The organism is Amycolatopsis sp. (genome assembly GCF_035276945.1).
GTDB lineage: Bacteria > Actinomycetota > Actinomycetes > Mycobacteriales > Pseudonocardiaceae > Amycolatopsis_E.
Genome location: NZ_DATELF010000033.1, coordinates 14,992 through 40,490, shown reverse-complemented (window position 1 = coordinate 40,490; position 25,499 = coordinate 14,992). Strand labels below are relative to the sequence as shown.

General features: G+C 68.8%; 25 protein-coding genes. 22 read left to right on the top strand and 3 right to left on the bottom strand.

Annotated features, from left to right (window positions below):
• Positions 1-45 precede the first annotated feature (45 nt).
• Complete coding sequence (locus tag VJT49_RS04860; RefSeq protein WP_324163468.1) at positions 46-2,058, top strand: DUF2264 domain-containing protein; 2,013 nt, start codon at positions 46-48, stop codon at positions 2,056-2,058.
• A gap of 14 nt (positions 2,059-2,072) precedes the next feature.
• On the opposite strand, the gene VJT49_RS04855 is transcribed toward VJT49_RS04860, so the two are convergent.
• Entirely contained in the window at positions 2,073-3,176 is a 1,104-nt protein-coding gene (locus VJT49_RS04855; protein ID WP_324163466.1) for a LacI family DNA-binding transcriptional regulator, read from the bottom strand.
• A gap of 147 nt (positions 3,177-3,323) precedes the next feature.
• Between VJT49_RS04855 and VJT49_RS04850 the strand changes: the two genes are divergently transcribed.
• The 5 genes from VJT49_RS04850 to VJT49_RS04830 all read left to right on the top strand — a co-directional run bounded on the left by VJT49_RS04850 (position 3,324) and on the right by VJT49_RS04830 (position 8,190).
• Positions 3,324-4,343, top strand: a complete 1,020-nt coding sequence (locus VJT49_RS04850; RefSeq protein ID WP_324163465.1) for a hydroxyacid dehydrogenase — start codon at positions 3,324-3,326, stop codon at positions 4,341-4,343.
• 74 nt (positions 4,344-4,417) lie between these two features.
• Complete coding sequence (locus tag VJT49_RS04845) at positions 4,418-5,677, top strand: ABC transporter substrate-binding protein (RefSeq protein ID WP_324163464.1); 1,260 nt, start codon at positions 4,418-4,420, stop codon at positions 5,675-5,677.
• Positions 5,674-6,576 carry a sugar ABC transporter permease gene (locus VJT49_RS04840; RefSeq protein ID WP_324163463.1) on the top strand — a complete coding sequence of 301 codons (903 nt, stop codon included), beginning with the start codon at positions 5,674-5,676 and terminating at the stop codon, positions 6,574-6,576. The genes VJT49_RS04845 and VJT49_RS04840 overlap by 4 nt, the downstream gene beginning before the upstream one ends.
• Positions 6,573-7,487 carry a carbohydrate ABC transporter permease gene (locus VJT49_RS04835; protein ID WP_324163462.1) on the top strand — a complete coding sequence of 305 codons (915 nt, stop codon included), beginning with the start codon at positions 6,573-6,575 and terminating at the stop codon, positions 7,485-7,487. The genes VJT49_RS04840 and VJT49_RS04835 overlap by 4 nt, the downstream gene beginning before the upstream one ends.
• Positions 7,488-7,497: 10 nt before the next feature.
• The gene (locus VJT49_RS04830; RefSeq protein WP_324163461.1) at positions 7,498-8,190 is read left to right on the top strand and encodes a YesL family protein; all 693 of its coding nucleotides are present in this window, start codon (positions 7,498-7,500) and stop codon (positions 8,188-8,190) included.
• A 301-nt stretch (positions 8,191-8,491) separates the two neighbouring features.
• Here the strand turns inward: VJT49_RS04830 and VJT49_RS04825 are convergent, their stop codons facing one another.
• Together VJT49_RS04825 and VJT49_RS04820 are read right to left on the bottom strand one after the other, a co-directional pair.
• Complete coding sequence (locus tag VJT49_RS04825; RefSeq protein ID WP_324163460.1) at positions 8,492-8,662, bottom strand: hypothetical protein; 171 nt, start codon at positions 8,660-8,662, stop codon at positions 8,492-8,494.
• A 47-nt stretch (positions 8,663-8,709) separates the two neighbouring features.
• Positions 8,710-9,129 (bottom strand): hypothetical protein, encoded by a 420-nt coding sequence (locus tag VJT49_RS04820; protein WP_324163459.1) that lies wholly within the window; start codon positions 9,127-9,129, stop codon positions 8,710-8,712.
• A 921-nt stretch (positions 9,130-10,050) separates the two neighbouring features.
• Here VJT49_RS04820 and VJT49_RS04815 point away from each other — a divergent pair.
• The 16 genes from VJT49_RS04815 (at position 10,051) to VJT49_RS04740 (ending at position 25,491) form a co-directional block, all read left to right on the top strand.
• On the top strand, positions 10,051-10,719 hold the full coding sequence (locus VJT49_RS04815; RefSeq protein WP_324163458.1) for a hypothetical protein: 669 nt from the start codon (positions 10,051-10,053) through the stop codon (positions 10,717-10,719).
• Positions 10,716-10,976: a hypothetical protein gene (locus tag VJT49_RS04810; RefSeq protein WP_324163457.1), complete on the top strand. Its 261-nt coding sequence runs from the start codon at positions 10,716-10,718 to the stop codon at positions 10,974-10,976. Before VJT49_RS04815 ends, VJT49_RS04810 begins: the two co-directional genes overlap by 4 nt.
• 468 nt (positions 10,977-11,444) lie before the next feature.
• Positions 11,445-13,019 (top strand): acyl-CoA carboxylase subunit beta, encoded by a 1,575-nt coding sequence (locus VJT49_RS04805; RefSeq protein ID WP_414635822.1) that lies wholly within the window; start codon positions 11,445-11,447, stop codon positions 13,017-13,019.
• Between the two features lie 271 nt (positions 13,020-13,290).
• Positions 13,291-14,766, top strand: a complete 1,476-nt coding sequence (locus tag VJT49_RS04800; protein ID WP_324163456.1) for an FAD-dependent monooxygenase — start codon at positions 13,291-13,293, stop codon at positions 14,764-14,766.
• A 29-nt stretch (positions 14,767-14,795) separates the two neighbouring features.
• On the top strand, positions 14,796-15,974 hold the full coding sequence (locus tag VJT49_RS04795) for a cytochrome P450 (protein WP_324163455.1): 1,179 nt from the start codon (positions 14,796-14,798) through the stop codon (positions 15,972-15,974).
• A 59-nt stretch (positions 15,975-16,033) separates the two neighbouring features.
• A complete protein-coding gene (locus VJT49_RS04790) occupies positions 16,034-16,225 on the top strand; it encodes a ferredoxin (RefSeq protein WP_324163454.1) in 192 nt (63 codons plus the stop codon).
• 12 nt (positions 16,226-16,237) lie between these two features.
• Positions 16,238-17,281 (top strand): ketoacyl-ACP synthase III family protein, encoded by a 1,044-nt coding sequence (locus VJT49_RS04785; RefSeq protein WP_324163453.1) that lies wholly within the window; start codon positions 16,238-16,240, stop codon positions 17,279-17,281.
• Entirely contained in the window at positions 17,278-18,291 is a 1,014-nt protein-coding gene (locus VJT49_RS04780) for an acyltransferase domain-containing protein (protein WP_324163452.1), read from the top strand. Before VJT49_RS04785 ends, VJT49_RS04780 begins: the two co-directional genes overlap by 4 nt.
• Positions 18,276-18,599: a TcmI family type II polyketide cyclase gene (locus VJT49_RS04775; protein ID WP_324163451.1), complete on the top strand. Its 324-nt coding sequence runs from the start codon at positions 18,276-18,278 to the stop codon at positions 18,597-18,599. The genes VJT49_RS04780 and VJT49_RS04775 overlap by 16 nt, the downstream gene beginning before the upstream one ends.
• 34 nt (positions 18,600-18,633) lie before the next feature.
• Complete coding sequence (locus tag VJT49_RS04770) at positions 18,634-19,902, top strand: beta-ketoacyl-[acyl-carrier-protein] synthase family protein (RefSeq protein ID WP_324163450.1); 1,269 nt, start codon at positions 18,634-18,636, stop codon at positions 19,900-19,902.
• Positions 19,899-21,173 carry a ketosynthase chain-length factor gene (locus VJT49_RS04765; RefSeq protein ID WP_324163449.1) on the top strand — a complete coding sequence of 425 codons (1,275 nt, stop codon included), beginning with the start codon at positions 19,899-19,901 and terminating at the stop codon, positions 21,171-21,173. Before VJT49_RS04770 ends, VJT49_RS04765 begins: the two co-directional genes overlap by 4 nt.
• A complete protein-coding gene (locus VJT49_RS04760; protein ID WP_324163447.1) occupies positions 21,166-21,435 on the top strand; it encodes an acyl carrier protein in 270 nt (89 codons plus the stop codon). Before VJT49_RS04765 ends, VJT49_RS04760 begins: the two co-directional genes overlap by 8 nt.
• An 87-nt stretch (positions 21,436-21,522) precedes the next feature.
• Positions 21,523-22,308 (top strand): 3-oxoacyl-ACP reductase FabG, encoded by a 786-nt coding sequence (gene fabG / locus VJT49_RS04755; protein WP_324163446.1) that lies wholly within the window; start codon positions 21,523-21,525, stop codon positions 22,306-22,308.
• A gap of 22 nt (positions 22,309-22,330) precedes the next feature.
• Positions 22,331-23,275 carry an aromatase/cyclase gene (locus VJT49_RS04750; protein ID WP_324163445.1) on the top strand — a complete coding sequence of 315 codons (945 nt, stop codon included), beginning with the start codon at positions 22,331-22,333 and terminating at the stop codon, positions 23,273-23,275.
• Entirely contained in the window at positions 23,276-24,724 is a 1,449-nt protein-coding gene (locus VJT49_RS04745; protein WP_324163444.1) for an FAD-dependent monooxygenase, read from the top strand.
• The gene (locus VJT49_RS04740; protein ID WP_324163443.1) at positions 24,721-25,491 is read left to right on the top strand and encodes an SDR family oxidoreductase; all 771 of its coding nucleotides are present in this window, start codon (positions 24,721-24,723) and stop codon (positions 25,489-25,491) included. The genes VJT49_RS04745 and VJT49_RS04740 overlap by 4 nt, the downstream gene beginning before the upstream one ends.
• Positions 25,492-25,499: the final 8 nt, after the last annotated feature.

Below are 25,499 nucleotides of genomic sequence, written 5' to 3'. Positions count from 1 at the left end.
ATGTCACGGGTTGAGGTGGGCAGTGCCCCACATAACGGAGGAAGAATGCGGCTCCGCTTCGGACAGTCATCGGCGCTCTCGCCGCGCGAGGACCGGGACCTTTCCCCGTACACGGGCTGGACCAGGGAGCACTGGACCGCGCTGGCGGACCGGATGCTCGCCGCGGTCGAGCCTTACCGCTCCCCGGCCGGGGCCCGGATCGACCTACCCGGCCCGGTGAGCCGCTACGGCGCGGTTTCCGACGGTTTGGAGGGGTTCGCCCGGACCTTCCTGCTCGCCGGTTTCCGCGCCGCGGGTGACCGGCGTGCGGATTCCGGCAGACTGCTGGAGCCTTACGCGCGCGGTCTGGCGGCGGGTACCGACCCGCACTCGCCCGAGGCGTGGCCCCGCCCCGACGAACTCGGCCAGGCCAAGGTCGAGGCTGCCTCCGTGGCCCTGGTACTGCAGTTGACCAGGCCCTGGCTGTGGGACCGGCTCGACGACGGGGTACGCGAGCGGGTCGTCGCCTGGCTGGGGACCGTCGTCGGGCAGCCCTATCCGCCGATCAACTGGGTCTGGTTCCGGATCGTCGTCGAGTCGTTTCTGCGCGAGGTCGGCGGGCCGTGGTCAGCCGGCGACATCGAGGAGGACCTCGCCGTCCACACCTCGCTGCGCCGGTCCGGCGGCTGGCTCAGCGACGGGCAGGAGCGGGCCTACGACCACTACGCGGGGTGGGCGCTGCACGTGTACCCGCTGCTGTGGACTCACCTGTTCGACGTCACGGGCACCCTGTGCCCGCCGGCCCTGCGCGAGACCTGGGCCGTGGACCTCGCACGCTATCTCAACGACGCGGTGCGCCTGGTCGGCGCCGACGGCTCCCCGCTGCTCCAGGGCCGCAGCCTCATCTACCGCTTCGCCGCCGCGGCACCCTTCTGGATCGGCGCGGTCACTGGGGCAGGCGGGCAACCGCCCGGGCTGGTGCGCCGCGTGGCCACCGGCATCGTCCGGCACTTCACCGAGCGAGGAGTCCCCGATCGGGACGGACTGCTCACGCTGGGCTGGCACGCCGCCTGGCCGGCCATGCGGCAGTCCTATTCCGGATCCGGCTCGCCGTACTGGGCGGCCAAGGGCTTGCTCGGCCTGATGCTGCCCGAGGACCATCCGGTGTGGACGGACCCGGAACTCCCGCTGCCGGTGGAGACCGGGGACGTGGCGCGGGTGATCATCGCCCCCGGCTGGCTGGTCTCCGCGCGGCGCCGCGACGGCATCGCGGTGGTGCTCAACCACGGCACCGATCACGCGTGTCCCGGTGACGCGAGCGCGGACTCACCGCTGTACGCGCGGTTCGGCTACTCCAGTGCGACGCTCCCTCCGCTGACCGGTCCGTCGGTGGCGGACCCGGTCGACAACGCGGTCGTGCTACTCGACGAGGACGGCCGGGCCACCCACCGCACCGGCTTCGAAACCCTATTCACGTCCGAACATCCCGGTGGTGTGCTCGTGGCCGCCTCCCGGGGGCCGGTGCGCTGGGTCGACACCGGCGCGGACGACTCGCCCGACCACGGTTCCGGACGGGCCGGGCCGGTGACGCCCGGCCCCCTGGTCATCGTCGCCTCGGTCCTGCGCGCAGGTGTGGAGGTCCGCCTGGCCAGAGTCGATGCGGCGCCCGGGCGCCGCATCGGGGCTCGCGTGCGGATGGGCGGGTGGCCGGTGGCGGCCGACACCCCGCCCCAGACCCAAGCGGGCACCAGGCGTTCGGCTCCGTACGCGGAATCCCGCACTGAGTCCCTGCGATCCACGCTGCGGGGACTGCGGGGGCTGAGCCGCGCCGGAGTCGCGACCGGAAAAGACGACAGTCCACTCGGCGCGTGGACAGCGACGCCGTGGCTGGCCACGGTCGGCGTGCCGTACGGCGAGGTCGTCGCCGCCGCGGTGGTCCTCGACCGGGGTGGCGAGGACCAGCCCTTCCCGGCTGTGGTGGTGCACCAGGCTCCGGGCGGCCACCGGGCCGTGCTCACCTGGCCGGACGGCCTCACCACCGAGGTCGAGCTGTCCGCTGCTCCCGTTGCGGACTCCTGACCGCCATGGCGCCGTTACAGCGATGTCGCCCTCTTGACGGAGGAGTCGCGCAGGATCAGCTCTGGCAGTATCAGAACGCGCTGCGGTGGGAGGCGTTTGCCCTCCATCAGCCTCGACACCATCATGTCGACCGCGACCCGGCCGAGCCGGGCCTTGGCTGGGCGGACCGCCGTCAGTGCCGGCTCCGCGAGATGGGCGACCTCGTCGTCATAGCTGACCAGCGCCATGTCGTCCGGCACCGCGACCCCCCGCTCGCCGAAATACTGGGCGACGGACATCGTGTCGGGATCACTGTGCACGATCAGCGCCGTGGTCCGGGACCTGCGGCACCTGGTCAGGATGCCCTCGATGATCCGCCGGTGACCCGGCGTCCCGAGTGCCACGTCTTCGCGGACCACGAACTCGCTGGGCAGATCGAGCTCCGCGCAGGCCTTCAGCCATCCTTGGGCCAGGTGCGCCGAGGTCGGGCTGCCTTTGGACAGCACGAGCCCGATCCGCCGGTGGCCGTGTTCGTGGAGATGGCGCACGGCCATCTCCAGCCCGAGCGCGTGGTCGCTGCGCACCCATTCCAGCTGGCGTGGGGTCGGCGTCCACTGTGGAGTGTGCCGCTCGACCAGAATGGTCGGCACCGGCAGGTTGCCGATCCAGCTGATCATCTCGTCGGCCCCCTCGCCTTCGAGGTTGGGCGCCAGCAGCAGCCCCTGCACCTGTCCGGCGTCGATCAGCCGGCCGATCTGGCGGCGGTCTTCGGCCTGGTCGTAGCTGGACCCGCGGAGCTGAAGCTGGACGCCGACCGCGACGGCGGCGGTCCGCGCGCCGTTGAGGACCGAGGGCCAGTAGAAGTCCAGCGAGGGCACGACCATACCGATGGTGAACGGCGTCGACGCGGGGCGGTGCCGGCGCGGCGGGGCCGGGTCGAGGTCGCTGGGCAGGGTGGCGCCACCGTGCACTTTGGTGAGCAGGCCGCGCGCGGCCAGCGCGGCGATGTCGCGCCGTATGGTCAGCTCGCTGACTCCGAGCGCTCGGGCAAGGTCCTGGACCCGAACGGACCCATGCCGGCGCAACTCGTCCATCACCCGCTCCCTGCGTTGGAGAGCGAAGGGACGTTTTTCGGTCATCCGGAACCTTCCTTGAACCTCGTTGTTCGAATATGAACGCTTCGGATCGTCCTTGTTCGAGTAGTAGTGCATGTGCGTCGAAGACACTATCTCTGTTCCAACGTGTTCGGTGACGAGCGTCACCTGCGGGAAAGGACCGGATGCCCCATGCAGACGAAGCCCCGCGCGCTGATCGTCATGAGCAGGCAGAGCTTCGACGCGCACTTCGACGCCGCCCGGCTCGCGCGCCTGGCGGACCTGGTGACCTTGGCTGAACCAGTTTGGACCGATGACCTCGACCAGCCAGCGGTGCGGGCACGCCTGGCGGATGTGGAGGTAATGCTCACGTCCTGGGGCGCGCCCGGGCTGACGCCGGAACGACTCGCCGCGGCGCCCGCGTTGCGGGCGATCCTGCACTGTGCGGGCAGCGTGCGGGGTCTGGTGGGGGACGAGGTGTGGCGCCGCGGGATCCGGGTGACCAGCGGGGCGGACGCCAACGCGATCCCCGTCGCGGAGTACACGCTCGCGGCCATCATCTTCGCGGGCAAGAAAGCCCCGTTCCTCGCCGCCGACGATGACCGCGCGTATCGGGGCTGGGGAATGGTGACGGGGTACGGCGACCTGTCGAACTTCCGCCGCACCGTGGGGATCGTCGGGTTTTCCCGGGTCGGCCGCAGAGTCGTCGACCTGCTCAAGATCCTCGATGGCACCACCTGCCTGGTCGCCGACCCCTACGCCGATCCGGCCGAGGTCGAGCAAGCGGGGGCCACCCTGGTCCCGTTGGAGGAGTTGCTGCCCAGAGCCGAGATCCTCTCCCTGCACGCACCCGAACTGCGGGAGACCCGGCACCTGATCGGTGCCAACCAGTTGAAGCTGCTTCCGGATTCCGCGACGGTCATCAACACCGCGCGCGGCAGCCTCATCGACTCCGACGCGCTCGCCGCCGAGTGCGCCTCCGGTCGCCTGTTCGCCATCCTCGATGTCACCGACCCGGAGCCGCTGCCGTTGGACTCCCCGCTCCGACGCCTGGCTCAGGTGAGGGTCACGCCCCACATCGCGGGCTCACTCGGTTCGGAGGTCGGGCGACTCACCGACCACGTCCTCGACGAACTCGCCCGATGGACGAAGCAACAGCCGCTGCAAGCCGAAATAACCGAACAGACCTGGGCCCTCGGCCTGAGTGCGTGAGCCCCCGCCCGCCTACCGAGAACACCTCACAGTCCTTGTCCCAACAACGAAGAACCCGTCAAAGGAGACGTGTGATGATCCGCCCCGTCAGAATACTGATCACTGCGCTCGCGCTGTGCCTGTTCGCTGCCGGCTGCGGCAGCGGCTCCTCCGGCACGACGGCCGACGGCAAGACCGTGCTCAAGATCGCGCTCTGGAACTACGCGAAAACCCCCGAGTTCAAAGCGCTGATCGACGCCTTCGAGGCGAAGAACCCGGACATCAGGCTGGAGCCGGTCGACATCCTCGCCGACAACTATTCCGACAAGGTCACCACCATGCTCGCCGGAGGTGACACGACCGACATCCTGACCATGAAGAACGTCACCGACTACGCCCGGTACGCCTCCCGCGGTCAGCTGCTGTCGATCGGCGCCGACGTCAACAAACTCGAGAAGACCAAGTACTCCGGCCTCGACGCTTTCGACCTCAACAAAGACTACTTCGCTCTGCCCTACCGGAACGACTTCTGGGTGCTCTTCTACAACAAGGCACTCGTCAACCCGACCGGTGCGGACCTGTCCAACCTCACCTGGTCCAGCTTCGCGGACCTGGCCAAGCGGCTCACCACCGGTTCGGGTGCATCCCAGGTCTACGGCACCTACTTCCACACCTGGCGCTCGGTGGTACAGGCGATTTCCTCCGCGCAGACCGGTGGCGACCAGTTGGGCGGTGACTACGGCTTCTTCAAGAACCAGTACACGATGGCCCTCGAGCTGCAGAACGCCGGCGCCGTGATGCCGTTCGGCACGGCCAAGAACCAGAAGGTCGGCTACGACTCGATGCTGACGACCCAGAAGGCCGCCACGGTGCCGATGGGGACCTGGTGGGCGGCCGCCCTGCTGCAGGAAAAGGCCCAGGGCAAGAACAACGTCGACTGGGGCATGGCACCGATGCCGCAGATCACCGCCAACGGCAAGGTCGTCACCTTTGGCTCGCCGACCGCCTTCGCGGTGAACAAGAAGTCGAAGAACGCCGAAGCGGCCAAGAAGTTCGTGCTGTGGGCAGGCAGCCCCGAAGGAGCGGCGGTCGTCGCGAAGATCGGCATCACCCCGTCCTACACCGATGACGCGATCCTGGACACCTTCTTCAGCGTCGCGGGAATGCCCAACGACGCCCTGTCCAGGAAGGCCATGCACCCGGACACCGTCAAGCTGGAGATGCCGGTCAGCGACAAGTCGTCCGACATCGACAACATCCTCAAGGAGGAGCACGAGCTGGTGATGAGCGGCCAGAAGTCCCTCGATGCCGGTATCCAGGAAATGAACTCCCGTGTGAGGTCCGAAGTGCGATGACCCAGATGTCCCGTCCGGTCACGCTCAAGCGGCGGCGCCTGCGCACCGCGCTGGTGGGCTGGAGCTTCATCCTGCCGAACTTCCTCGGCTTCGCGGCGCTGACTCTGGTTCCGGTCGTCTTCGCGCTGCTGCTGGCATTCACCGACTGGGACTCGTACAACACGCCGAAGTGGATCGGGTTCGAGAACTTCGGCCGGATGCTGGGCAGCGACGCCTTCTGGAACGCACTGAGCAACACCACCTGGTACGCGGTCGGCCACATCCCGCTCACCCTGGCCGCCTCCCTCGGCCTGGCGGTGCTGCTCAACCAGAAGCTGCGCGGCATCGGCGTGTTCCGCACGGCGTTCTTCTTCCCGTACGTCACCTCGCTGGTCGCGGTGGCGGTGGTGTGGAACATGTTGTTCAGCCCTGATGTGGGGCCGGTGAACCAGTTGCTGAGGGCGGTGGGCATCGAGAACCCCCCGGGGTGGACCAGCTCCACCACGTGGGCGATGCCCGCGCTGGTCATCACCAGTGTCTGGCGGGACATGGGTTACTACATGGTGCTGTATCTGGCCGGGCTCCAGGCGATCCCGGCGGAGCTGTACGAAGCCGCCAGGATCGACGGGGCCGGCGCGTGGAAGCGATTCTGGCACGTGACGGTGCCGTCCCTGCGGCCGACGACCTTCTTCGTGCTGGTCATGTTGACCATTTCCAGCTTCAAGGTCTTCGACCTGGTGCAGATCATGACCGAGGGCGGACCTGGCAATTCGACGCAGGTGCTGTCCCAGCTCATCTTCCGGGAAGGCATCACACAGGGCAGGTTCGGCTACTCCTCGGCGATCTCCATGGCGCTGTTCGCCATCGTCCTGATCATCACCCTGGCCCAGTTCCGGTTGCAGCGGAGGAATGAACGATGAGCCTGCCCGTGCTGCGAAAGGACAGTACGGCAGCCGAGGCGCCCAGCCCGATCGACCTCGGATCGGGCGGGCGCACCCGGCGCCGTGCCAGGGCCGGCTCCCGGGCCGGCCAAGTCCTGCTGTACCTGGCCCTGGTCGTGGTGTCCGCCACGATCCTGGTCCCGTTCGCCTGGATGCTGGCGTCCTCGGTGAAGCTGGACGCCGAGGTCTTCACCGTCCCGATCCAGTGGATTCCGGAGACGTTCCACTGGGAGAACTTCGTCAAGATCTGGACCGAGATCCCGATGTTGACCTATCTGGGAAATTCGCTGTTCCTGAGTGTCGTCATCACCGCGCTACAGGTGCTGACCGGGAGCTTCGCGGCCTACGGCTTCGCGAAAGCACGCTTCCCCGGGCGCGACGCCCTTTTCGTCGCCTACATCGCCACGATCGCGGTCCCGTGGCAGGCCTACATGGTGCCGCAGTACATCATCATGCAGCAGTTGGGACTGGTGAACACGCGCCTGTCGTTGATCCTTTTGCAGGCGTTCGGCGCCTTCGGTGTCTTCCTGATGCGCCAGTTCTACCTGACCATCCCGGACGAGCTCAGTGAGGCCGCGCGCCTGGACGGGCTGAGCGAATACGGCATCTGGGCACGGATCGTGCTGCCGCTGTCGAAACCCGCGCTGGCCAGCCTCGCGCTGCTGACCTTCGTCAACACGTGGAACGACTACATGGGCCCGTTCATCTACCTCACGGACAACGACCTGTGGACCGTGCAAATCGGCCTGCGGCAGTTCGTGAGCGTGTACGACTCGGAGTTCGCGATGATCATGACCGGCTCGGTGCTGTCCGTCCTGCCGATTCTGGTGGTCTTCCTGTTCGGCCAGCGCTATTTCGTGCGGGGCGTCGCCACCAGCGGGATCAAGTGAGGTGGTGGCGATGGGCGCACCTGGCAACGGCCGCCGGCTCAGGCTGAACGTCGGCCATGATTCGTGGGACCTCATCTGGTCGCACGTTCACCGGGTTCTGGTGGCCAACTTCGGACTGGCGGTGACCAACCTGCCGCTGCTGCTGGCCCTGGCCGTCGAGCACCGGCCCTGGCGGTATCCGGCCTTCTTCGGGCTGCTGTGCCTCGGGACCGGTCCCTCGCTCGCCGCCGTGTTCGCCTATTTCCGGCGGGCCGCCCTCGACGAGCGCCCGCCGGTGATCGAACTGTTCCGTGCATACCGCCGCCTGTTCACGCGAGCGCTCCTGTCCTGGTTCCCATTCGTGCTGCTGGTCGCCGTGGCCACCACCGACCTGCTCTTCCTGTGGAAAACCGCACTGGGGCCGCGGTTGGTGCCGCTGCTGGCCGTGGTGGTCCTCATCGCGCTGAGTTCCGGTGTCGTCGCGATGGCCGGTTTGGCGGAAAACCCCCACGTCTCCCGGCGCACGCTGCTGGCGGCCCTGTACGCGTCGGTGCGCTGCTGGCTGCTCGGGCTGGTGAACCTCGTTCTGCTGGCCGTCGCCATGGTGATCGTCAACCAGGCGCCGCTGCTCGGGGTGGCGGTGGTGCCCGGCTGTGTGCTGTTCGCCGTGTGGCGCAATTGTGGCGCCATACTGAGTTCGGCTCGTCCCGTCGCAGTCGAATAACACGGGCAACGAAGTCCCTTGTCCGGACGAAGTGGGGAAAGCGTCCGAGAGAGGGATCCATGTATCCATGTCGCCGAGAAGAGCAATGCCCGCGCTGGTGGGCACCGTGGTGATGTTCTTCGGTCTGCTTGCGGCGGTGCCGCAGGCGGCGGCCGCGCTGGCCGATTTCGTGCTGCGCGACCAGCCGAGCGGCCAGGCGGCGTGAGATCTGACCGACTTCGCCTACCTTCCGGACGGCGGGGTCCTGACCACTGGCAAGAGCAGCGAGCGCGCCTGGGTGGCGCCGGACAACCGGACCCGGTCACTGGCCACGCAGTAAGGATACCTCGAAGTTCGACGCATTCAGCGCGGTGATCGCGAGCAGCGGTATAGCGAGCACGTTGATGCGGTTGCCCAGTTGGCTCAACGTATCGGCGATCCACAAATGCCGGAAGTCATGCTGGCGTAGCAGACCGCCAAATGGCTTTCGCACAGTGTCAGAGCTTATTGGAGGATCTTGCCAGATCGGGCGGGCCCGCGTCAGATGCCCAGCACCTCCACCGGCTCAAGCCGAGTGTCCAGCACCGGATCGGCCCGGTCGATCAACGCTTGGTGCGCGCTCGGCCAGGAGATGCCCACCTGCGTGGCCGCGGTGCACACCGGTATCCCCGCCTCGCCGATCAACTGCGCGACCTGCTCCCGAACCCGCTCGACCAGCCGGGCACCGGCGGAATCTGGGGGACCGCCTCGGTGAACGTCGCACGCGCAATCCGGATTACCGCATCGCCATCGCCGTTTGACCCACACCACCGCAACCCGCCCCACCCCCGCGGCCGCGGGGGTGGGGCGAAGCAGATCCCGGGGCCGGGTCGGGACATACTCATGCACCCGAGTCGAGGCCACCCCACAGTCCGGACACACCGGAGCCAACCCGGGATCGGTGACCAGCCACACCGCCATCGGTCTCAAACATCCACCTCGACAACCACCACGCCCTGCACACCGAACAGGGCCGAGGCCATATCCTGATCCACGGGGCCCGCGACTCTTTCCTGATCACGAGTTCCTTCACCGTGATCACCACATCACCACATCACCGCTACCGGCATCCCCGTCCCGCTACCGCTCCCCGTCCACCGTGGACACGTTTCGCAGCCACCTAGACGTGACACACAGTCATGGACAATCACACGACCCCGGTCAAGTTCGAAGAGCCACTTCGATGCCCACTTCGCTGCACGAAGACGCACTCTTTACGCGCCCCGAGTGCGGCTGGCGTTCCCCGCGCTGGTCCACGGCGGCCGGAGAACGTGCATGACCGACGGTCCAGCCACGTCTTTTGTCCGAACTGCCTTGTTGTGTCCTTTTGATCCGAATTTTCAGTGCGAAAGGTGTGGTTATCGAATCCCTGGGTGGTCGGACCCGCACTGTCTGTTCACTTCTCGTGTCCGAACCGGCCGCCCGGTGCGAATTGCGATCCAGTGCTTCCGCGAGTTTGCGCTGACTACATCCGCTTGCCGTTAGAAATCCACGAGTCTCACGTTGTGGCGCGGGGTTCCAGACGCTGGTAGTCTCCCGCCTAGATGTCGTGGAGTGCGCTGAGATGTCGACATCGCGTGGCAGGGGGTTTATTTCCCTGGAACTAGTTTCGCAAGTAAGGACTAACCCGCGTGGGGGCGGAATTGTCTTGTTGCCGTCAATCTTGAGCGCCGTGCGAGCGAACGCCGTGACTCGCAGCAGATCGCGAATCCGGTCGGCTGTATGTGTCGAAACTACGGGCGTCCTGGATTAATCCGGGTTTCCGGTAAGCGGACGCTCATCTGGAGAATCCAACTTCCTTCCGGCTACAAAATGCTACACCGAAACTTTATCAGAGGAGTGATGAGGGTGTCGATCAACTTCTGCGTGGTGCGAGGCCGCGTTCATGTCCGAAGCCGCGGTTCGGACCCCGGGCCGGGGGAGTCCGGAGTCCAGTCCGGAGTCGTCCTGTGTTCGGACTGCCGGGAAGGAATCGCCGTCGACCTGGCCGAACTGCCGAGGTTGTACGACGACTGCGAATCCCTGCTCATCACGGCTCCCAAGGCTCTCGCGGAGAAGGTGAGCGGCCGCGTCGCGACGGACCTGCAGCTAAACGAATCCGCGGTTTCGGTGCGTTCGGACATCCTCGCAATCCTGGCTTCCTGGGCCGGCCTGATCGCCGCCGAACGTGGCGTCGCGAGGCCGGTTCGGCGTGATGCCGAAATGCTGGCCGCATTCGTCACCCTTCACCTGGACTGGCTGTTCGCGCACCCGGCCGTCGCGGATTTCGCGGACGAAGTGACGACACTGGCGAAGCTTGCCCGCCGCACCGCCCAGCCGGGTGCCGGGATTCATCTGGAGCTGGGCCAGTGCGTCCGGCCCGGTTGCGAGAGCGCCCTCGTCGCCACCACCCACGGGGAGGAAACCGCCCTGACCGGGCACGTGCGCTGCGAGTCGGGCCATGTGTGGAAGGTCCATCAATGGCTGCCGCTGGCCAGCCAGCTAAAGAAGGCTGGGAGGGGGCGCGCATGAGTCGCGAATCCGCGCGGGGCCGGCAAACCGTGCCTACGCAGCTCGCGGCGATGGCGGCCGGGGTGAAGGAATCGACCATCCGGAAATGGGCCAGCCGCGGCAAGATCGCGCGGTACGGCAGCCCGGGGCGAGCCGAGTACGACCTGGCCGAGTTGATGGCGATCGCCACCGAAGCGGTGATGGAAGAGGAAGGTGACCACGCCGAGTCCAGGGACCCGGCCCCGTCTGCAGGTTACGCAGCCGAGGGCTGTCCCTGAAAAGGACATCGGCCGGACCATGGCACACCGAGGGGACTTCCGCTACGCAGGCGGAAGTCCCCTGTTGTCGTACTCGGTCCTCAAAGGACACTGATGTGCGCCGAAAACCGTGTGTGACAAGGCCTTCTCCGGGCATCCGCGCTGCCGTGGTGAGCGTGAACAACCTGCCGTGCGGCGGCAACCTTCCGCCTCGGTCTTGACAACCATCGCCGCAGGTGTCACGCTCTTGGTGACGGCGGGATTGTGTCCAAATTCCCGCTACACGGTGTCTCGTGAAAGCTTGGGCGGAGCCCGGGCCGATACCACAGGCAGGTCCTATCAGCCGCGCCCGCGACTCGTGAAGCGCGCGGCCACGCGCCCTTTGGCGCCTGTTTCCTTGGCACCCGCTGGAAATCCCGGCGGTCTGTGTCGCGTCCGGAAAGTTTATGGGGGAACGCAGTGAGTATCATCGAAGAGACCGGCTCCGATCTGGCGCTCGCTGAGGAGCCGGCGCGCAGCCTGCATGACACCGTGGGTGAGCTCGCCGCGATCAAGACCTCGGCCCGGTTGGGCCCGGATCCCCAGGCTACCCAACGGCAGCACGACAAGGGCAAACTGATCGCCCACGAACGGATCGAGCTGCTGCTCGACCCCGGTTCGTTCACCGAGATCGAGGCGCTGCGGCGGCACCGCGCGACCGCCTTCGGACTGGACCGGCGCCGGCCGCACTCCGACGGCGTGGTGACCGGCTGGGGCACCGTGCACGGCCGCACGGTTTTCGTCTACGCACACGACTTCCGGATCTTCGGCGGGGCACTCGGCGAGGCCCACGCCGCGAAGATCCACAAACTGATGGACATGGCGGAAGCCGCCGGTGCTCCGATCGTCAGCCTCAACGACGGGGCCGGCGCCCGGATCCAGGAGGGGGTCACCGCGCTGGCCGCCTACGGCGGGATCTTCCAGCGCAACGCCCGCTGCTCCGGAGTGATCCCGCAGATCAGCGTGGTCCTCGGCCCGTGCGCGGGCGGCGCGGCGTACTCGCCGGCCCTGACCGACTTCGTGTTCATGGTCAGGGGCATCTCCCAGATGTTCGTCACCGGCCCCGACGTGGTGCAGGCCGTCACCGGCGAGCAGGTTTCGATGAACGGGCTCGGCGGCGCCGACGTTCACGCGAGCCGCTCCGGCGTCGCCCATTTCGCCTACGACGATGAGGTTTCCTGCCTACAGGACGTGCGGCACCTGCTCGCCCTGCTGCCGTCGAACAACCGCGAACTGCCGCCCGTCCAGCGGTCTGGCGACCCGGCCGACCGGCGTGTCGACGCGCTGATGGACCTGGTGCCGGTCGACCCGAGCCGCTCGTACGACATTCGCGAGGTGATCGGGGAGGTGCTCGACGACGGTGGCTTCCTCGAGGTGCACGAGAGCTGGGCGGCCAACGTCGTCTGCGTGTTCGGTCGGCTCGACGGGCACCCGGTGGGGGTCGTGGCGAACCAGCCGTCGCTGCTGGCCGGTGTGCTGGACATCCACGCCAGCGAGAAGGCCGCCCGGTTCGTGCAGCTCTGCGACGCCTTCAACATCCCGCTGGTGACCTTCGTGGACGTGCCGGGGTTCCTGCCCGGCGTGGACCAGGAGCACAACGGGATCATCAGGCATGGCGCCAAGCTGCTCTACGCCTACTGCACCGCCACGGTGCCGCGGATCCAGGTGATCCTCCGCAAGTCCTACGGCGGCGCCTACATCGTGATGGACTCGCGGTCGATCGGCACCGACGTCTCCCTGGCCTGGCCGACCAACGAGATCGCGGTGATGGGCGCGGAGGGCGCGGCCAACGTCATCTTCCGCCGGGAGATCGCCGCCGCCGAAGACCCCGAAAAGGTGCGCCGGCAGAAGATCGGCGAATACCGCAGCGAGCTGATGCACCCGTACTACGCCGCCGAGCGAGGACTGGTCGACGACGTGATCGACCCGCGCGACACCCGGTCGGCGCTGGTCGGCTGCCTGGCGATGCTGCGGGCGAAACACGCCGCGCTGCCCGCCCGCAAGCACGGGAATCCCCCGCAGTGAAAGAAAGTTCGCTTCGGGGGATCGAATCCGGAACGCGCATTGCCGGGCTCGAAGCCGAAGTGCTGGCGGCGCTCGTGGTCGCTTTGCTGTGCCGCGCCCGGGCCGCGTCCGCGTCGGAGCCTCCCGGACTTCCGAGGAAGGCTTCGTGGAGCGGTCCGGTACGAAGTTCCGAATTCGTCGTCGCACACAGCTGGCAGGCGGCCAGGACGCAGTGACCGAGACCCGGTCGCGTCCTTTTCTTCTCCCTTTCCCATTCACCTAGGAGACTCAGATGGACGCTGCCGTGATTGTCGTAGGCGCGGGTCCCGTCGGCCTCATGCTCGCCGGTGAGCTGCGCCTCGCCGGAATCGACGTCCTCGTCGTCGAACGCCTTTCGGAGCCGACCGGCGAGTCCCGTGGCCTGGGTTTCACCGCGCGGACCCTCGAAGTCTTCAACCAACGCGGGCTGCTGCCGAGGTTCGGCGACATCGAGGTCAATCCCCGTGGCCATTTCGGGGGAATACCGCTCGACTACACAGTGCTGGAGGGAGCCCATTTCGGTGCCCGGGGCATTGTTCAGGCACGGACGGAAGCCGTTCTCGCGGCCTGGGTCGAGGAGCTCGGAGCACGGGTTCTCAGGAACCGGGAGCTCGTCGGGCTGCACGCCAGGGACGGCGGCGTCGAAATCGAGGTCCGAAGCCCTGAGGGGCCGGTCCGGCTTCGTGCCGAATATGTGGTCGGCTGTGACGGTGGCCGCAGTTCCGTACGCAAACTGGCGAATTTCGAGTTCCCCGGAACCGACGCGACCCGGGAGATGTTCCTGGCCGATGTCGCCGGTTGTGCCTTGCGCCCGCGTCCGATCGGGGAAAAGCTGCCCGGCGGCATGGTCATGGCGGCACCGACCGGGGACGGCGTCGACCGCATCATCGTCTGCGAGAGCGGTACTCCGCCCCGTCGGCGCACCGAGCCGCCCGGCTTCGACGAGGTGGCTGCGGCCTGGCAGCGGATCACCGGCGAGGACATCCGGCACGGCAGTCCGGTGTGGGTGAGCGCGTTCGGCGACGCAACCCGGCAGGCCACCGAGTATCGCCGCGGGCGGGTCCTGCTGGCCGGGGACGCCGCACACACCCACCTGCCGGCCGGCGGCCAAGGGCTCAGCTTCGGCGTCCAGGACGCGGTGAACCTCGGCTGGAAGCTCGCCGCACAGGTCCTGAGCCGGGCACCCGCCGGCCTGCTGGACACCTACCATGCCGAGCGGCACCCGGCCGGCGTCCGGCTGCTGCGCAACACGCTCGCGCAGGGACTGCTCTACCTGAGCGGCAGTGAGGTCGAGCCGCTTCGCGAGGTCATGGCGGAGCTGATGCGGCTCGACGTCGTCGGCCGCCACCTCGCGGGCATGGTGAGTGGCCTGGACCTGCGTTACGACGTCGGCGACGGGGACCACCCTCTGCTCGGCCGGCGGCTTCCTGACCACGACCTGGTGCGCGACTCCGAAAAGATCCGCGCTTTCGAACTTCTGCACCCGGGCCGTGGCGTCCTCCTGGACTTCGGCGACGACGGCGGGCTGCGGACTGCCGCGGCGGGCTGGGCCGACCGGGTGGATCCGGTGACCGCGACGCCGTACGCGATCGACGCCGGCAGCGGGCTCGCGGATACCGACGCGCTCCTGGTGCGCCCCGACGGCCATGTGGCATGGGCGGCACCGGGAGCCGCCGGCAGGCTCACCGACGCACTGGAGCGGTGGTTCGGCGCCCCACTCCCGACCTGAGATCCCACCGATGAGAAGGGCCTTCCGCTGTGACGACCGTCATCCCCAGCACCGACATCGACCTCTATGCCGAAGAGCCGATCATCGCGCCCTACGAGGCGTACCGGAAACTCAGGGACATCGGCCCCGCGGTCTGGATGGAGCAGTACCAGGTCTACGCGGTCGCCAGGTACCAGGATGTCTACGACGCCCTGCACGACCACGAAAGGTTTTCGTCCGGCTCAGGTGTCGCGCTGAACGAGCCGCTGAACCAGAAGATGAAGGGCAGCGCCCTGGTCAGCGATCCGCCGTACCACGACCACCTGCGCGGCATCATGGGTGTTCCGCTGACCCCGAAGGCTCTGCGCCGGCACCGGGAGCTGTTCCAGCGGCTGGCCGACGAGCTCATCGACCGGCTGCTCGAGCGCGGCGGCTTCGACGTCGTCGTGGACTTCGCCCAGCTGTTCCCGCTGTCGGTCGTCCCAGACCTGCTGGGATGGCCCGACGAAGGCCGGGACGACTTCCTGGCCTGGGCCTCGGCCGGGTTCAACGCGCTCGGCCCGATGAACGAACGCGCCCAAGCCGACATCCCGACCCTGCGGGGTATGTGGGCGTTCATGGCCGAGATGGTTGTTCCCGGCCGGCTGCGTCCCGGGAGCTGGGGCGCGGACCTCGTGGCGGCGGCCGAGGCGGGCACCCTCAGCAAGGACCTGCTGCCCGCGATGATCGGTGACTACCTCGTCCCGTCCCTGGACACCACGGTCTCGGCTCTCTCCAGCGCCATGCTGCTGCTGGGCAGGCACCCCGATCAGTGGCGGGCCATCAGGGAGGACCGGTCGCTGATCCCCAACGCGCTCAACGAAGTGATCCGCTACGACGCGCCGATCCGCGGGCTCTCCCGGCTCCTGACGCAGGACCGCGAGCTGGGCGGGACGACGATCCCGGCCGGTTCGCGGGCCCTCATGCTCTACGGCTCGGCCAACCGGGACGAGCGGCACTGGGACTCGCCCGACACCTTCGATGTGCGGCGGGCCAACGCCGGCAGCCACGTCGGGTTCGGCCACGGCATCCACGGCTGTGTCGGCCAGGGCCTCGCCCGGCTGGAGGGCCACGCGCTGCTGACCTCGCTGGCCGACAAGGTGTCGACGATCGAGGTGGGCGAGCCCACCTACCGGGTGCACAACACCATCCGCGCGATCGCCACGCTGCCCGCGACCCTCGCGGCCTGACCGCGGCCTGACCGCGGGCTGAAAAACGAAGTACTCACCAACCGAGGAGGAGAAGACCGATGAAGGTGCTTGTCGATCGCAACCGGTGCGAGGGCCACGGCTTGTGCGAGGACGCCGCGCCGGACCTCTTCGAAATCGACGACGGCGGCGAGCTCGTGCTGCTCTTCGACGGCACTGTGCCCGAAGGACGGGATCGCCAGGCGGCCGACGCCGTGCGGATCTGTCCCGTCAGCGCGCTCAAAGCCGAGTGACCGGGCCGTCCGATGAGGTTCGACGACGTGTTCGTGGCGGGCTGCGGCACCTGGCTGCCGCCGGTGGTGAGCGTCGCCGACGCGATTGCCGAAGGGCTTTGCGAGCCGGCGCTCGCCGCCGCTCTGGACATGGCTTCGGTGACCATCGCGGACGAGGTGCCAGGCCCGGAGATGGCGGCCAGGGCGGCCCGGATCGCCCTGGAGCGGGCCGCCTGCGACCCGGCCGAGGTGGACCTGGTGCTGCACGCCAGCTTCTACTACCAGGGTCAGGATCTGTGGGCTCCCGCCTCGTACGTGCACCGGGTCGCCGTGGGCAATGCCTGCCCGGCGATCCAGATCGGCCAGGTGTCCAACGGCGGGATGGTCTCGCTGGAGCTCGCCGCGTCCTACCTCCTGGCGCGACCCGGCCGGGGCACGGCGCTGCTCACCTCCGGTGACCGGTTCTGCCCGCCCGGGTTCGACCGGTGGCACAGCGACACCGGGACGCTGTACGCCGACGGCGGTACTGCCCTCGTGCTGTCCCGGGCCGGTGGCTTCGCCAGGCTCCGCAGCGTGGCGACGGTCGGCCGGTCGGAGCTGGAGGGCATGCACCGGGGTGACGAACCCTTCGGCCCGGCCCCGTTCAGCTATCGGAAGGTCGTGGAGATGGACGCGTACAAGGACGCATTCCTCGCCGAGGCCGGACGGTCCTTCGTAGTCTCCCAGGCGACCTGCGGGCAGCGCGACGCGATCGAGCAGGCGCTGGCCGACACGGACGTCGAGCTCACCGACATCGACTGGTTCGTGCTGCCCCACCTGGGGCGCAAACGGCTGTCGGCGGGGTACTTCAGCAAGCTCGGCATCGCCCCCGGGCGGACCACCTGGCAGTGGAGCCGCACGGTCGGGCACCTCGGCGCGGGTGACCAGTTCGCCGGGCTGGAGTACTTGGTCCGGACAGGGGCCGCCGGCCCGGGAAGCCGTTGTCTTCTGGTCGGGGTCGGCGCCGGCTTCAGCTGGTCGGGTGCGGTCGTCGAAATCCTTGAGCAGCCGGACTGGGCTGAGGTGAGCCGATCATGACCGGACGCGGGCTCGTCCTGTTGCTGCCCGGCCAGGGTTCGCAGTACCAGGGAATGGCTGTGGAGCTCTACGAGCGGGAGCCGGTCTTCGCGACGGTGGCCGACGAGTTCTTCGCCGCCATGGGGCCCGAGGGAAAGCTGGTGCGAAACGACTGGCTCAGCGACACGCCCGGCGTTCCGATCGACGACGGAACCCGGGCGCAGCCGCTGCTGTTCATCATCGGCTACGCGATCGGCACGGTGCTACACAGCCGAGGACTGCAGCCGGTGCGGCTGATCGGGCACAGCGTCGGAGAACTCGCGGCCGCCGCGCTGGCCGGGGTGTTCGACCTGCCGGCGGCCGGCCGAATCCTGGCCGCCCGGTCGAGGGTGCTGGCCGGCGCGCCGGCCGGCGGGATGCTCGCGGTCGCCGCCGCTCCGGCGACCGTCGAGGCCGTCGTGGACCCGGTGTGGGCGGCGAAGGGTCTGGTGGTCGGGGCCGTCAACGCTCCGGCACAGACCATCCTGACCGGTCCCGAGCCGGAGCTGTCGCTGGTCGAGGAGGCATTGTGGACGGCAGGCCTGACCAGTCGCCGGGTGCGCTCCGCCCAGCCGTTCCACTCGCCGGTGCTGAACGCGGCCGCGGACGTGTTCGAGCAGGCCGTAGCGGCCGAGCGGCTGCGGCCGCCGCGGATCCCGATCACCTCCGCCTGGACCGGCCGGCCGGTCGAATCGGCCGACGGCCTGAGGCCGGCGTTCTGGGCCCGGCAGATGGCCGAACCCGTGCGGTTCTGGGAGGCGGTTTCGAGCCTGCCCGACGACGGCGAGTTCACGATGGTCGAGGCTGGTCCGGGCAACCTGCTGTCCGTAATCGCCCGCCGGCACCCGTCGGTGCGGGCCCGCCGCAGCGAGGTGTTCGGCCTGCTCCCGACCGAGGGCAAGGCCGCGTGGCCGGTCTGGCTGGCAGGCCTGGAAAAGCTTGCCGAGCAGTCCATTTCACCGAGGGGAAGTCAAAATTGTTCAGCACGTTGATCGTTGCCCGGTTGCGGCCGGAGTCGAGCGAAGACGTCGCCAAGCTGTTCGGCGAGTTCGACGGCACGGACATGCCGCACCGGATGGGGACCCGGCGCCGCCAGCTCTTTTCCTACCAGGGCCTCTATTTCCACCTGCAGGACTTCGACGCCGACAACGGCACCGAGGCGATCGAAGAGGCCAGGACCGATCCCCGGTTCGTCAGGATCAGCGAGGACCTGCGGGTCTTCATCGACCCCTACGACCCGGCGACGTGGCGCTCGCCGGCCGACGCGATGGCCACCCGCTTCTACCACTGGACGGCGTAGCCGTGCCGCATTCGTTGATCGGAGGTGACGTCCGATGCGGCGTCGAGTAGTTATCACGGGAATCGGAGTACTGGCACCGGGTGGGGTCGGCGCCAAGAACTTCTGGAGCATGCTCATCGATGGGCGCACCGCGACCAGGGCCCTGACGTTCTTCGACGCCTCTCCCTTCCGCTCGCGCGTGGCGGCCGAGGTCGACTTCGACCCGGAGTCGCACGGGTTGAGCCCGCAGGAGATCCGGCGGATGGACCGGGCCGCGCAGTTCGCGGTGGTCGCGACCGGGGAGGCCGTGGCCGACAGCGGCCTGGAACTCGGGCAACTGGACCCGGCCCGGCTCGGGGTGGCGATCGGCAGCGCGGTCGGCGCCACGATGGGCCTGGAGAACGAGTACCGGGTGGTCAGTGACGGCGGCCGGCTGGAGCTGGTGGACCACAGCTACACCGTGTCCCACCTCTACGACTACTTCGTGCCGAGCTCCTTCGCGGCTGAGGTGGCATGGTCGGTGGGGGCCGAAGGCCCGGCGACGGTGATGTCGACCGGCTGCACCTCGGGCCTGGACTCGGTCGGGTACGCCTGCGAGCTGATCCGGGAGGGCGCCACCGACGTGATGATCACCGGAGGCACCGACGCGCCGATCTCGCCGATCACGGTGGCCTGCTTCGACGCGATCAAGGCGACCACCCCGCGCAACGACGACGCCGAGCACGCCTCCCGGCCCTTCGACGGCACCCGCAACGGGTTCGTGCTCGGTGAGGGCGCGGCGGTGCTGGTCCTGGAAGAGCGGGAAAGCGCGATGCGGCGCGGGGCACACATCTACGCCGAGATCGGCGGATACGCGACGCGGTCCAACGCCTACCACATGACCGGGTTGCGGGCCGACGGCAAGGAGATGACCGAGGCGATCAGGGTCGCCATGGACGAGGCCCAAGTGAGCCCCAAGGACATCGACTACGTCAACGCGCACGGCTCCGGGACGAAGCAGAACGACCGGCACGAGACGGCGGCCTTCAAGAACAGCCTCGGTGACCGCGCCTACCGCGTCCCAGTGAGTTCCATCAAGTCGATGGTCGGCCACTCGCTGGGCGCGATCGGCTCGATCGAGATCGCCGCCTGCGCGCTGGCGATCGAGCACGATGTCGTCCCGCCGACCGCCAACCTGCACGTGCCCGACCCGGAGTGCGATCTGGACTACGTGCCGCTGACCTCTCGGGAGTGGCGGACCGACGGCGTGCTGACCGTGGGCAGCGGATTCGGCGGATTCCAGAGCGCGATGGTGTTGCGCCGCGGTGATCCGAGCGCCGCATGAGCACGGCAACGGTGGTGACCGGGATCGGCGTCGCGGCTCCGAACGGCCTCGGCGCCGACGACTTCTGGGCGGCGACCTGCGTGGGTCGGAACGGCATCGGGCGCCTCACCCGCTTCGATCCGGCCGGCTATCCGGCGGTGCTGGCAGGCGAGGTGCCGGGCTTCGTGGCCGGGGACCACCTCTCCGGGCGGATGCTGCCGCAGACCGATCACATGACCAGGCTCGCCCTCGTGGTGGGGGACTGGGCCCTCGCCGACGCCGGCGTGGTCCCGGCGGAACCGCCGTCCTTCGACATGGGAGTGATCACGGCGAGCTCGGCGGGCGGCTACGAGTTCGGCGAGCGCGAGTTGCGCAACATGTGGCGCAAAGGTGGCCAGTACGTCTCCGCATACCAGTCCTTCGCCTGGTTCTACGCGGTGAACAGCGGTCAGCTCTCGATCCGCAACGGGATGCGTGGGCCGAGCGGGGTGCTGATCTCCGACCAGGCGGGTTCGCTCGACGCAATCGGGCAGGCCCGGCGGCAGATCCGCAAGGGAACGCGGCTGGTCCTTTCGGGTGCGGTCGACTCTTCGCTCTGTTCGTGGGGGTGGGTAGCGCACCTGGCGAGCGACCGGCTGAGCACCAGCGACGATCCGGACCGGGCGTACCTGCCCTTCGACCCCGGGGCCGCCGGGCATGTAGCAGGCGAGGGCGGGGCGCTGCTCATCCTCGAGGACGCGGGCAGCGCGCGGGAGCGCGGCGCGCGGATCTACGGCGAGATCGCGGGCTACGGGGCGAGCTTCGACCCGCGGCCCGGCAGTGGTCGGCCACCGGCGCTGGCGCGGGCCATCACCCTCGCGCTCGCGGACGCGGGCATGGCCGCCACGGACGTCGACGTCGTCTTCGCCGACGCGGCAGCCGTCCCGGAGCTCGACCGCATCGAGGCCGACGCGATCACCGAGGTGTTCGGCCCGCGCGGGGTCGCGGTCACCGCGCCCAAGACGATGACCGGGCGGCTCAGTGCCGGGGCCGCGGCGCTGGACGTGGCCACGGCATTGCTGTCGATCCGGGATTCGGTGATCCCGCCGACCACGAACGTCACCCTCGCCCCGGAATACGAGCTCGACCTCGTGACCGGGACGCCGAGGCCGTCGCCGGTCCGCGCGGCGGTCGTGCTCGCGCGGGGACACGGCGGCTTCAACTCCGCCGTCGTCGTCCGCGCGGCCGGATGTGCCCTCGGCCCACTCAGTCCTCATTGGACACTCGAGAAAGGAACAACTGATCATGGCTGAGCACGTGCTGTCCGTTGACGACCTCCGGCGCATCCTCAGCGAGGCGGCCGGCGCCGACGACGAAGCCACCGGCCTCGACGCCGATGCCCTGGACACCACCTTCGAGGACCTCGGCTACGACTCGCTCGCCCTGATGGAGACCGCGAGCCGGATCGAGCGGGAATACGCCATCAAACTCGACGAATCAGTCCTCGCCGACGCGGAAACCCCGCGTGCGCTGCTCGTTCTGATCAACGAGCAGCTGTCCGCGCGCGTGGCCTGAGCCGTCCTGCCGGGTGCCGCCGCCGTGCCCGACGGCCCCAGCGGGCACGGCGGCGGCCCATCACCGAACACCGACATTGGAGCAACCATGCCGAACGAGGAAAAGCGGGTGGCTCTGGTCACCGGGGCCACCCGCGGGATCGGGCTCGCCGTCACGAGGATTCTCGGCGCACAGGGACACAAGGTGTTCCTGTGCGCCCGGGACGCCGACGCCATCGAGCTGACCGTCAAGCAACTGCGGAACGAGGACCTGGAGGTCGGCGGCGCGAGCTGCGACGTCTCCTCGGCCGAGGAGATCACGGCCTTCGTGCGCGCCGCGGCCGAGTCCTTCGGCCCGATCGACGTGCTGGTCAACAACGCTGGGCGCAACGGCGGCGGCGTGACTGCCGACCTCGACGACGAACTCTGGCTCGACGTCCTGAACACCAACCTCACCAGCGTCTTCCGGATGACCCGGGCGGTGCTGAACATCGGCGGCATGCGCCACAAGGACTGGGGACGGATCATCAACATCGCCTCGACGGCGGGCAAACAGGGTGTGGTCCTGGGCGCTCCCTACTCGGCGTCCAAGCACGGCGTGGTGGGGTTCACCAAGGCGCTGGGGAACGAGCTGGCGCCGACCGGGATCACCGTGAACGCGGTGTGCCCCGGCTACGTCGAAACCTCGATGGCGCAACGGGTCCGGAAGGGATACGCATCGGCGTTCCAGACCACGGAAGAGGCGATCCTGGAGAAGTTCCGGGCGAAGATCCCGCTGGGCCGCTACTCCACCGCGGAAGAGGTGGCCGGGATGGTCGGCTACCTGGCGTCCGACACGGCCGCCTCCGTCACCGCGCAGGCGATCAACGTCTGCGGTGGCCTCGGCAACTTCTGACTTCTCTCGAGGGAGCGAGCACATGGCGAAGGAACGCCGCGAGGTGGCGCACGAGATCACCGTGAACGCCCCGGCCGCCGAGGTGTACCGGCTGATCGCGGAGGTGCGGAACTGGCCGCGGATCTTCCCGCCGACCATCCACGTCGACCGGCTGGAGCACAACGGAACTGAGGAGCGGATCAGGATCTGGGCCACCGCCAACGGCAAGCCGAAGAACTGGACGTCGCGCCGGGTCCTGGATCCCGAGGCGCTGAAAATCGAGTTCCGGCAGGAGGTGTCCGCGCCGCCGGTGGCCTTGATGGGCGGCACCTGGATCCTCGAGCCGCTGGAGCCGGAGGTGGCGAAGATCCGGCTGTTGCACGACTACCGGGCGGTGGACGACGATCCTGACAGCCTGGCCTGGATCGACGAGGCCGTCGACCGCAACAGCCGGTCCGAACTGGCCGCGCTGAAGGCCAACGTCGAACACGCGACCGGTGCCGGTGCGGTGCTGGGGGTGTCGTTCGAGGACTCCGTGCGGATCGACGGGTCGGTCGAGGACGTCTTCGACTTCCTCAACGAGGCACAGCTCTGGCGGGAGCGTCTGCCGCACGTCGCCCGGGTGAATCTCACCGAGGAGACGCCGGGCCTGCAGACGCTGGAGATGGACACCCGCACCAAGGACGGCTCGACCCACACGACCAAGTCCGTCCGGGTGTGCTTCCCGCACCGCGAGATCGTCTACAAGCAGATCACGCTGCCCGCGCTGATGAGCCTGCACACCGGGTACTGGCGGTTCTGGGAGACCGACCAGGGCGTCACCGCCGTTTCGCAGCACACCGTGGTGGTCGCCCCCGAGAACATCGCGGCGGTCCTCGGGCCGGAAGCGGGCGTCGAGGAGGCCAAGAAGTTCGTGCGGAACGCGCTCGGCACCAACAGCCTGGCCACGCTCGGGAAGGCGAAGGCCTATGCCGAGGGTGAGCGCTGAATGAACGCCCGGGTCGTCATCGCCGGCGCCGGGCCCGTCGGGCTGCTGCTCGCCGGCGAGTTGCGGCTCGGCGGGGCCGAGGTCGTGGTCGTCGATCGGCTCGCCGAGCCCACGACCGAGTCCCGTGCCTCCACCCTGCACGCGCGCACCATGGAGGTGTTTGACCAGCGCGGCCTGCTGGAGCGGCTTGGGACCCCGCCGAACGACCCGGCGGGGCACTTCGGCGGCATCCGGATGAGCCTCGCCGGGGTACCCAGCTCGTACCCGGGCCAGTGGAAGGTGCCGCAGACTCGCACCGAGGCAGTGCTGGCGGAGTGGGCCCGTGACCTGGGCGCGGACCTGCGCCGCGGTCACGAGCTGACCGGCCTCACCCAACACAACGACCACGTCGAGGTGGAGCTGGCCACCCCGGACGGCCCGGCCGACCTGCGCGCGACGTACCTCGTCGGTTGTGACGGGGAACAGAGCACGGTCGGCAGCCTGGCCGGGTTCGCCTTCTCCGGCGAGATGGCGGACAAGGAGATGCTGCGCGCCGATGTCGCCGGGATCGAGATCCCCGACCGGCGCTTCGAACGGTTCCCGGCAGGGCTGGCGGTGGCGGGCCGTCGGCCGGACGGCGTCACCCGCGTCATGGTTCACGAGTTCGGCCGGCCGGTCGGGAAGCGCGGCGGCGAGCCGGAGTTCGGCGAGGTCGCACAGGCCTGGCGGCGGGTAACCGGCGAAGACATCGTTGGCGGCACCCCGTTGTGGGTCAACGCCTTCGACAACACCAGCCGGCAGGCCGCCCGCTACCGGTTCGGCCGGATCTTCCTGGCCGGTGACGCCGCGCACGCGCAGATGCCGGTGGGCGGTCAGGCACTGAACCTGGGGCTTCAGGATGCTGTCAACCTCGGCTGGAAGCTGGCTGCCGCGGTGGCGGGCTGGGCTCCGGAGGGGGTGCTCGACTCGTATCACGCCGAACGCCACGAGGTCGGTGCACGCGTGTTGGCGAACATCCGGGCGCAGGCGCTGGTCCTGCTCGGCGGAGGCGAGGTCGAGCCGGTCCGCGGACTGCTCGCCGAACTGCTCGAGTACGACGAGGTACGCGCGTCGGTGGCCGCCACGGTCAGCGGGGTAGGCATCTACTACGACGTCGGGCCCGGTGTGCATCCGCTGCTGGGCTACCGGATTCCGCCCGAGGGGACCCGGCCCGGATCCGCGCCCCTGCTCCGTTCCGCCCGAGGGGTGCTGCTCGACCTCACCGGCTCGGCGGCCTGGGCGGGCAGAGCCGCGCCTTGGGCCGGACGGGTGGACGCCGTGACCGCCGAACCGGTGCCGGAGGGACCGCTGTGGGGCATCGAAGCCGTGCTCGTGCGGCCGGACGGCCACGTCGTCTGGGTCGCGGGCGACGGGACCGAGGTCGAGAGCGCACTGCGCCGCTGGTTCGGCGCCGAGGGGAGAGCGTCGTGAGTGGCCTGCGGAACAAGACCGCGCTGGTGACCGGTTCGAGCCGGGGAATCGGGAAAGCCACGGCGGTGCGGCTCGCGCTGGCCGGAGCGGTGGTGGCGGTGCATTCCGGGACCGACACCGAAGGGGTGGGCGAGACCGTGCGCGCCATCGAGGAGGCGGGTGGGCGGGCCTTCCCCGTGCTCGCCGAACTGGGTGTGCCGGGCGACGTCGAGACGCTGTTCGAGGGGTTGCGGGTGGGGCTGAAGGAACACTCCGACCGGGTCGAGCTCGACATCCTGGTGAACAACGCGGCCGTTCTCGGCACCGTTGTGCCCGAGGACCTCACGCCCGAGCATTTCGACCGGCTCATGGCGGTGAACGCAAAGGCCCCGCTCTTCCTCGTGCTGCGGGCGTTGCCGATGATGCCCGGCGGCGGGCGCATCATCAACATCTCCACCGGCCTCACCCGGTTCGCGAACCCGCCGGAGGTGGCGCACGCGATGACCAAGGCCGCGCTCGAAATGATCACCCTGCACTTCGCGCGGCACCTGGGTTCGCGGGGCATCACCGTCAACACCGTAGCCCCCGGCGTCGTCGACACCGGGGACCTGTTCCGGGCCGATCCGGCCCTGCGTGCGGCACTGTCCGGCCTTTCGGCCTTCGGCCGGCTCGGCGAGCCCGAAGACATCTCCGAGGTGGTGGCCTTTCTCGCGGCCCCGGAAGGGCGCTGGATCACCGGCGCCTGGATCGACGCCACCGGGGGCACGATGCTCGGCCAAACCCTTTGACCCGTTGA

What these genes read in the sequence shown, in the direction of transcription:
- VJT49_RS04860 (WP_324163468.1), top strand. Translation starts at nt 46, where the DNA reads ATGCGGCTCCGCTTCGGACAGTCATCGGCGCTCTCGCCGCGCGAGGAC.
- VJT49_RS04855 (WP_324163466.1), bottom strand. Translation starts at nt 3,176, where the DNA reads ATGACCGAAAAACGTCCCTTCGCTCTCCAACGCAGGGAGCGGGTGATG.
- VJT49_RS04850 (WP_324163465.1), top strand. Translation starts at nt 3,324, where the DNA reads ATGCAGACGAAGCCCCGCGCGCTGATCGTCATGAGCAGGCAGAGCTTC.
- VJT49_RS04845 (WP_324163464.1), top strand. Translation starts at nt 4,418, where the DNA reads ATGATCCGCCCCGTCAGAATACTGATCACTGCGCTCGCGCTGTGCCTG.
- VJT49_RS04840 (WP_324163463.1), top strand. Translation starts at nt 5,674, where the DNA reads ATGACCCAGATGTCCCGTCCGGTCACGCTCAAGCGGCGGCGCCTGCGC.
- VJT49_RS04835 (WP_324163462.1), top strand. Translation starts at nt 6,573, where the DNA reads ATGAGCCTGCCCGTGCTGCGAAAGGACAGTACGGCAGCCGAGGCGCCC.
- VJT49_RS04830 (WP_324163461.1), top strand. Translation starts at nt 7,498, where the DNA reads ATGGGCGCACCTGGCAACGGCCGCCGGCTCAGGCTGAACGTCGGCCAT.
- VJT49_RS04820 (WP_324163459.1), bottom strand. Translation starts at nt 9,129, where the DNA reads ATGGCGGTGTGGCTGGTCACCGATCCCGGGTTGGCTCCGGTGTGTCCG.
- VJT49_RS04815 (WP_324163458.1), top strand. Translation starts at nt 10,051, where the DNA reads ATGAGGGTGTCGATCAACTTCTGCGTGGTGCGAGGCCGCGTTCATGTC.
- VJT49_RS04810 (WP_324163457.1), top strand. Translation starts at nt 10,716, where the DNA reads ATGAGTCGCGAATCCGCGCGGGGCCGGCAAACCGTGCCTACGCAGCTC.
- VJT49_RS04800 (WP_324163456.1), top strand. Translation starts at nt 13,291, where the DNA reads ATGGACGCTGCCGTGATTGTCGTAGGCGCGGGTCCCGTCGGCCTCATG.
- VJT49_RS04790 (WP_324163454.1), top strand. Translation starts at nt 16,034, where the DNA reads ATGAAGGTGCTTGTCGATCGCAACCGGTGCGAGGGCCACGGCTTGTGC.
- VJT49_RS04785 (WP_324163453.1), top strand. Translation starts at nt 16,238, where the DNA reads ATGAGGTTCGACGACGTGTTCGTGGCGGGCTGCGGCACCTGGCTGCCG.
- VJT49_RS04780 (WP_324163452.1), top strand. Translation starts at nt 17,278, where the DNA reads ATGACCGGACGCGGGCTCGTCCTGTTGCTGCCCGGCCAGGGTTCGCAG.
- VJT49_RS04770 (WP_324163450.1), top strand. Translation starts at nt 18,634, where the DNA reads ATGCGGCGTCGAGTAGTTATCACGGGAATCGGAGTACTGGCACCGGGT.
- VJT49_RS04765 (WP_324163449.1), top strand. Translation starts at nt 19,899, where the DNA reads ATGAGCACGGCAACGGTGGTGACCGGGATCGGCGTCGCGGCTCCGAAC.
- VJT49_RS04760 (WP_324163447.1), top strand. Translation starts at nt 21,166, where the DNA reads ATGGCTGAGCACGTGCTGTCCGTTGACGACCTCCGGCGCATCCTCAGC.
- fabG (WP_324163446.1), top strand. Translation starts at nt 21,523, where the DNA reads ATGCCGAACGAGGAAAAGCGGGTGGCTCTGGTCACCGGGGCCACCCGC.
- VJT49_RS04750 (WP_324163445.1), top strand. Translation starts at nt 22,331, where the DNA reads ATGGCGAAGGAACGCCGCGAGGTGGCGCACGAGATCACCGTGAACGCC.
- VJT49_RS04745 (WP_324163444.1), top strand. Translation starts at nt 23,276, where the DNA reads ATGAACGCCCGGGTCGTCATCGCCGGCGCCGGGCCCGTCGGGCTGCTG.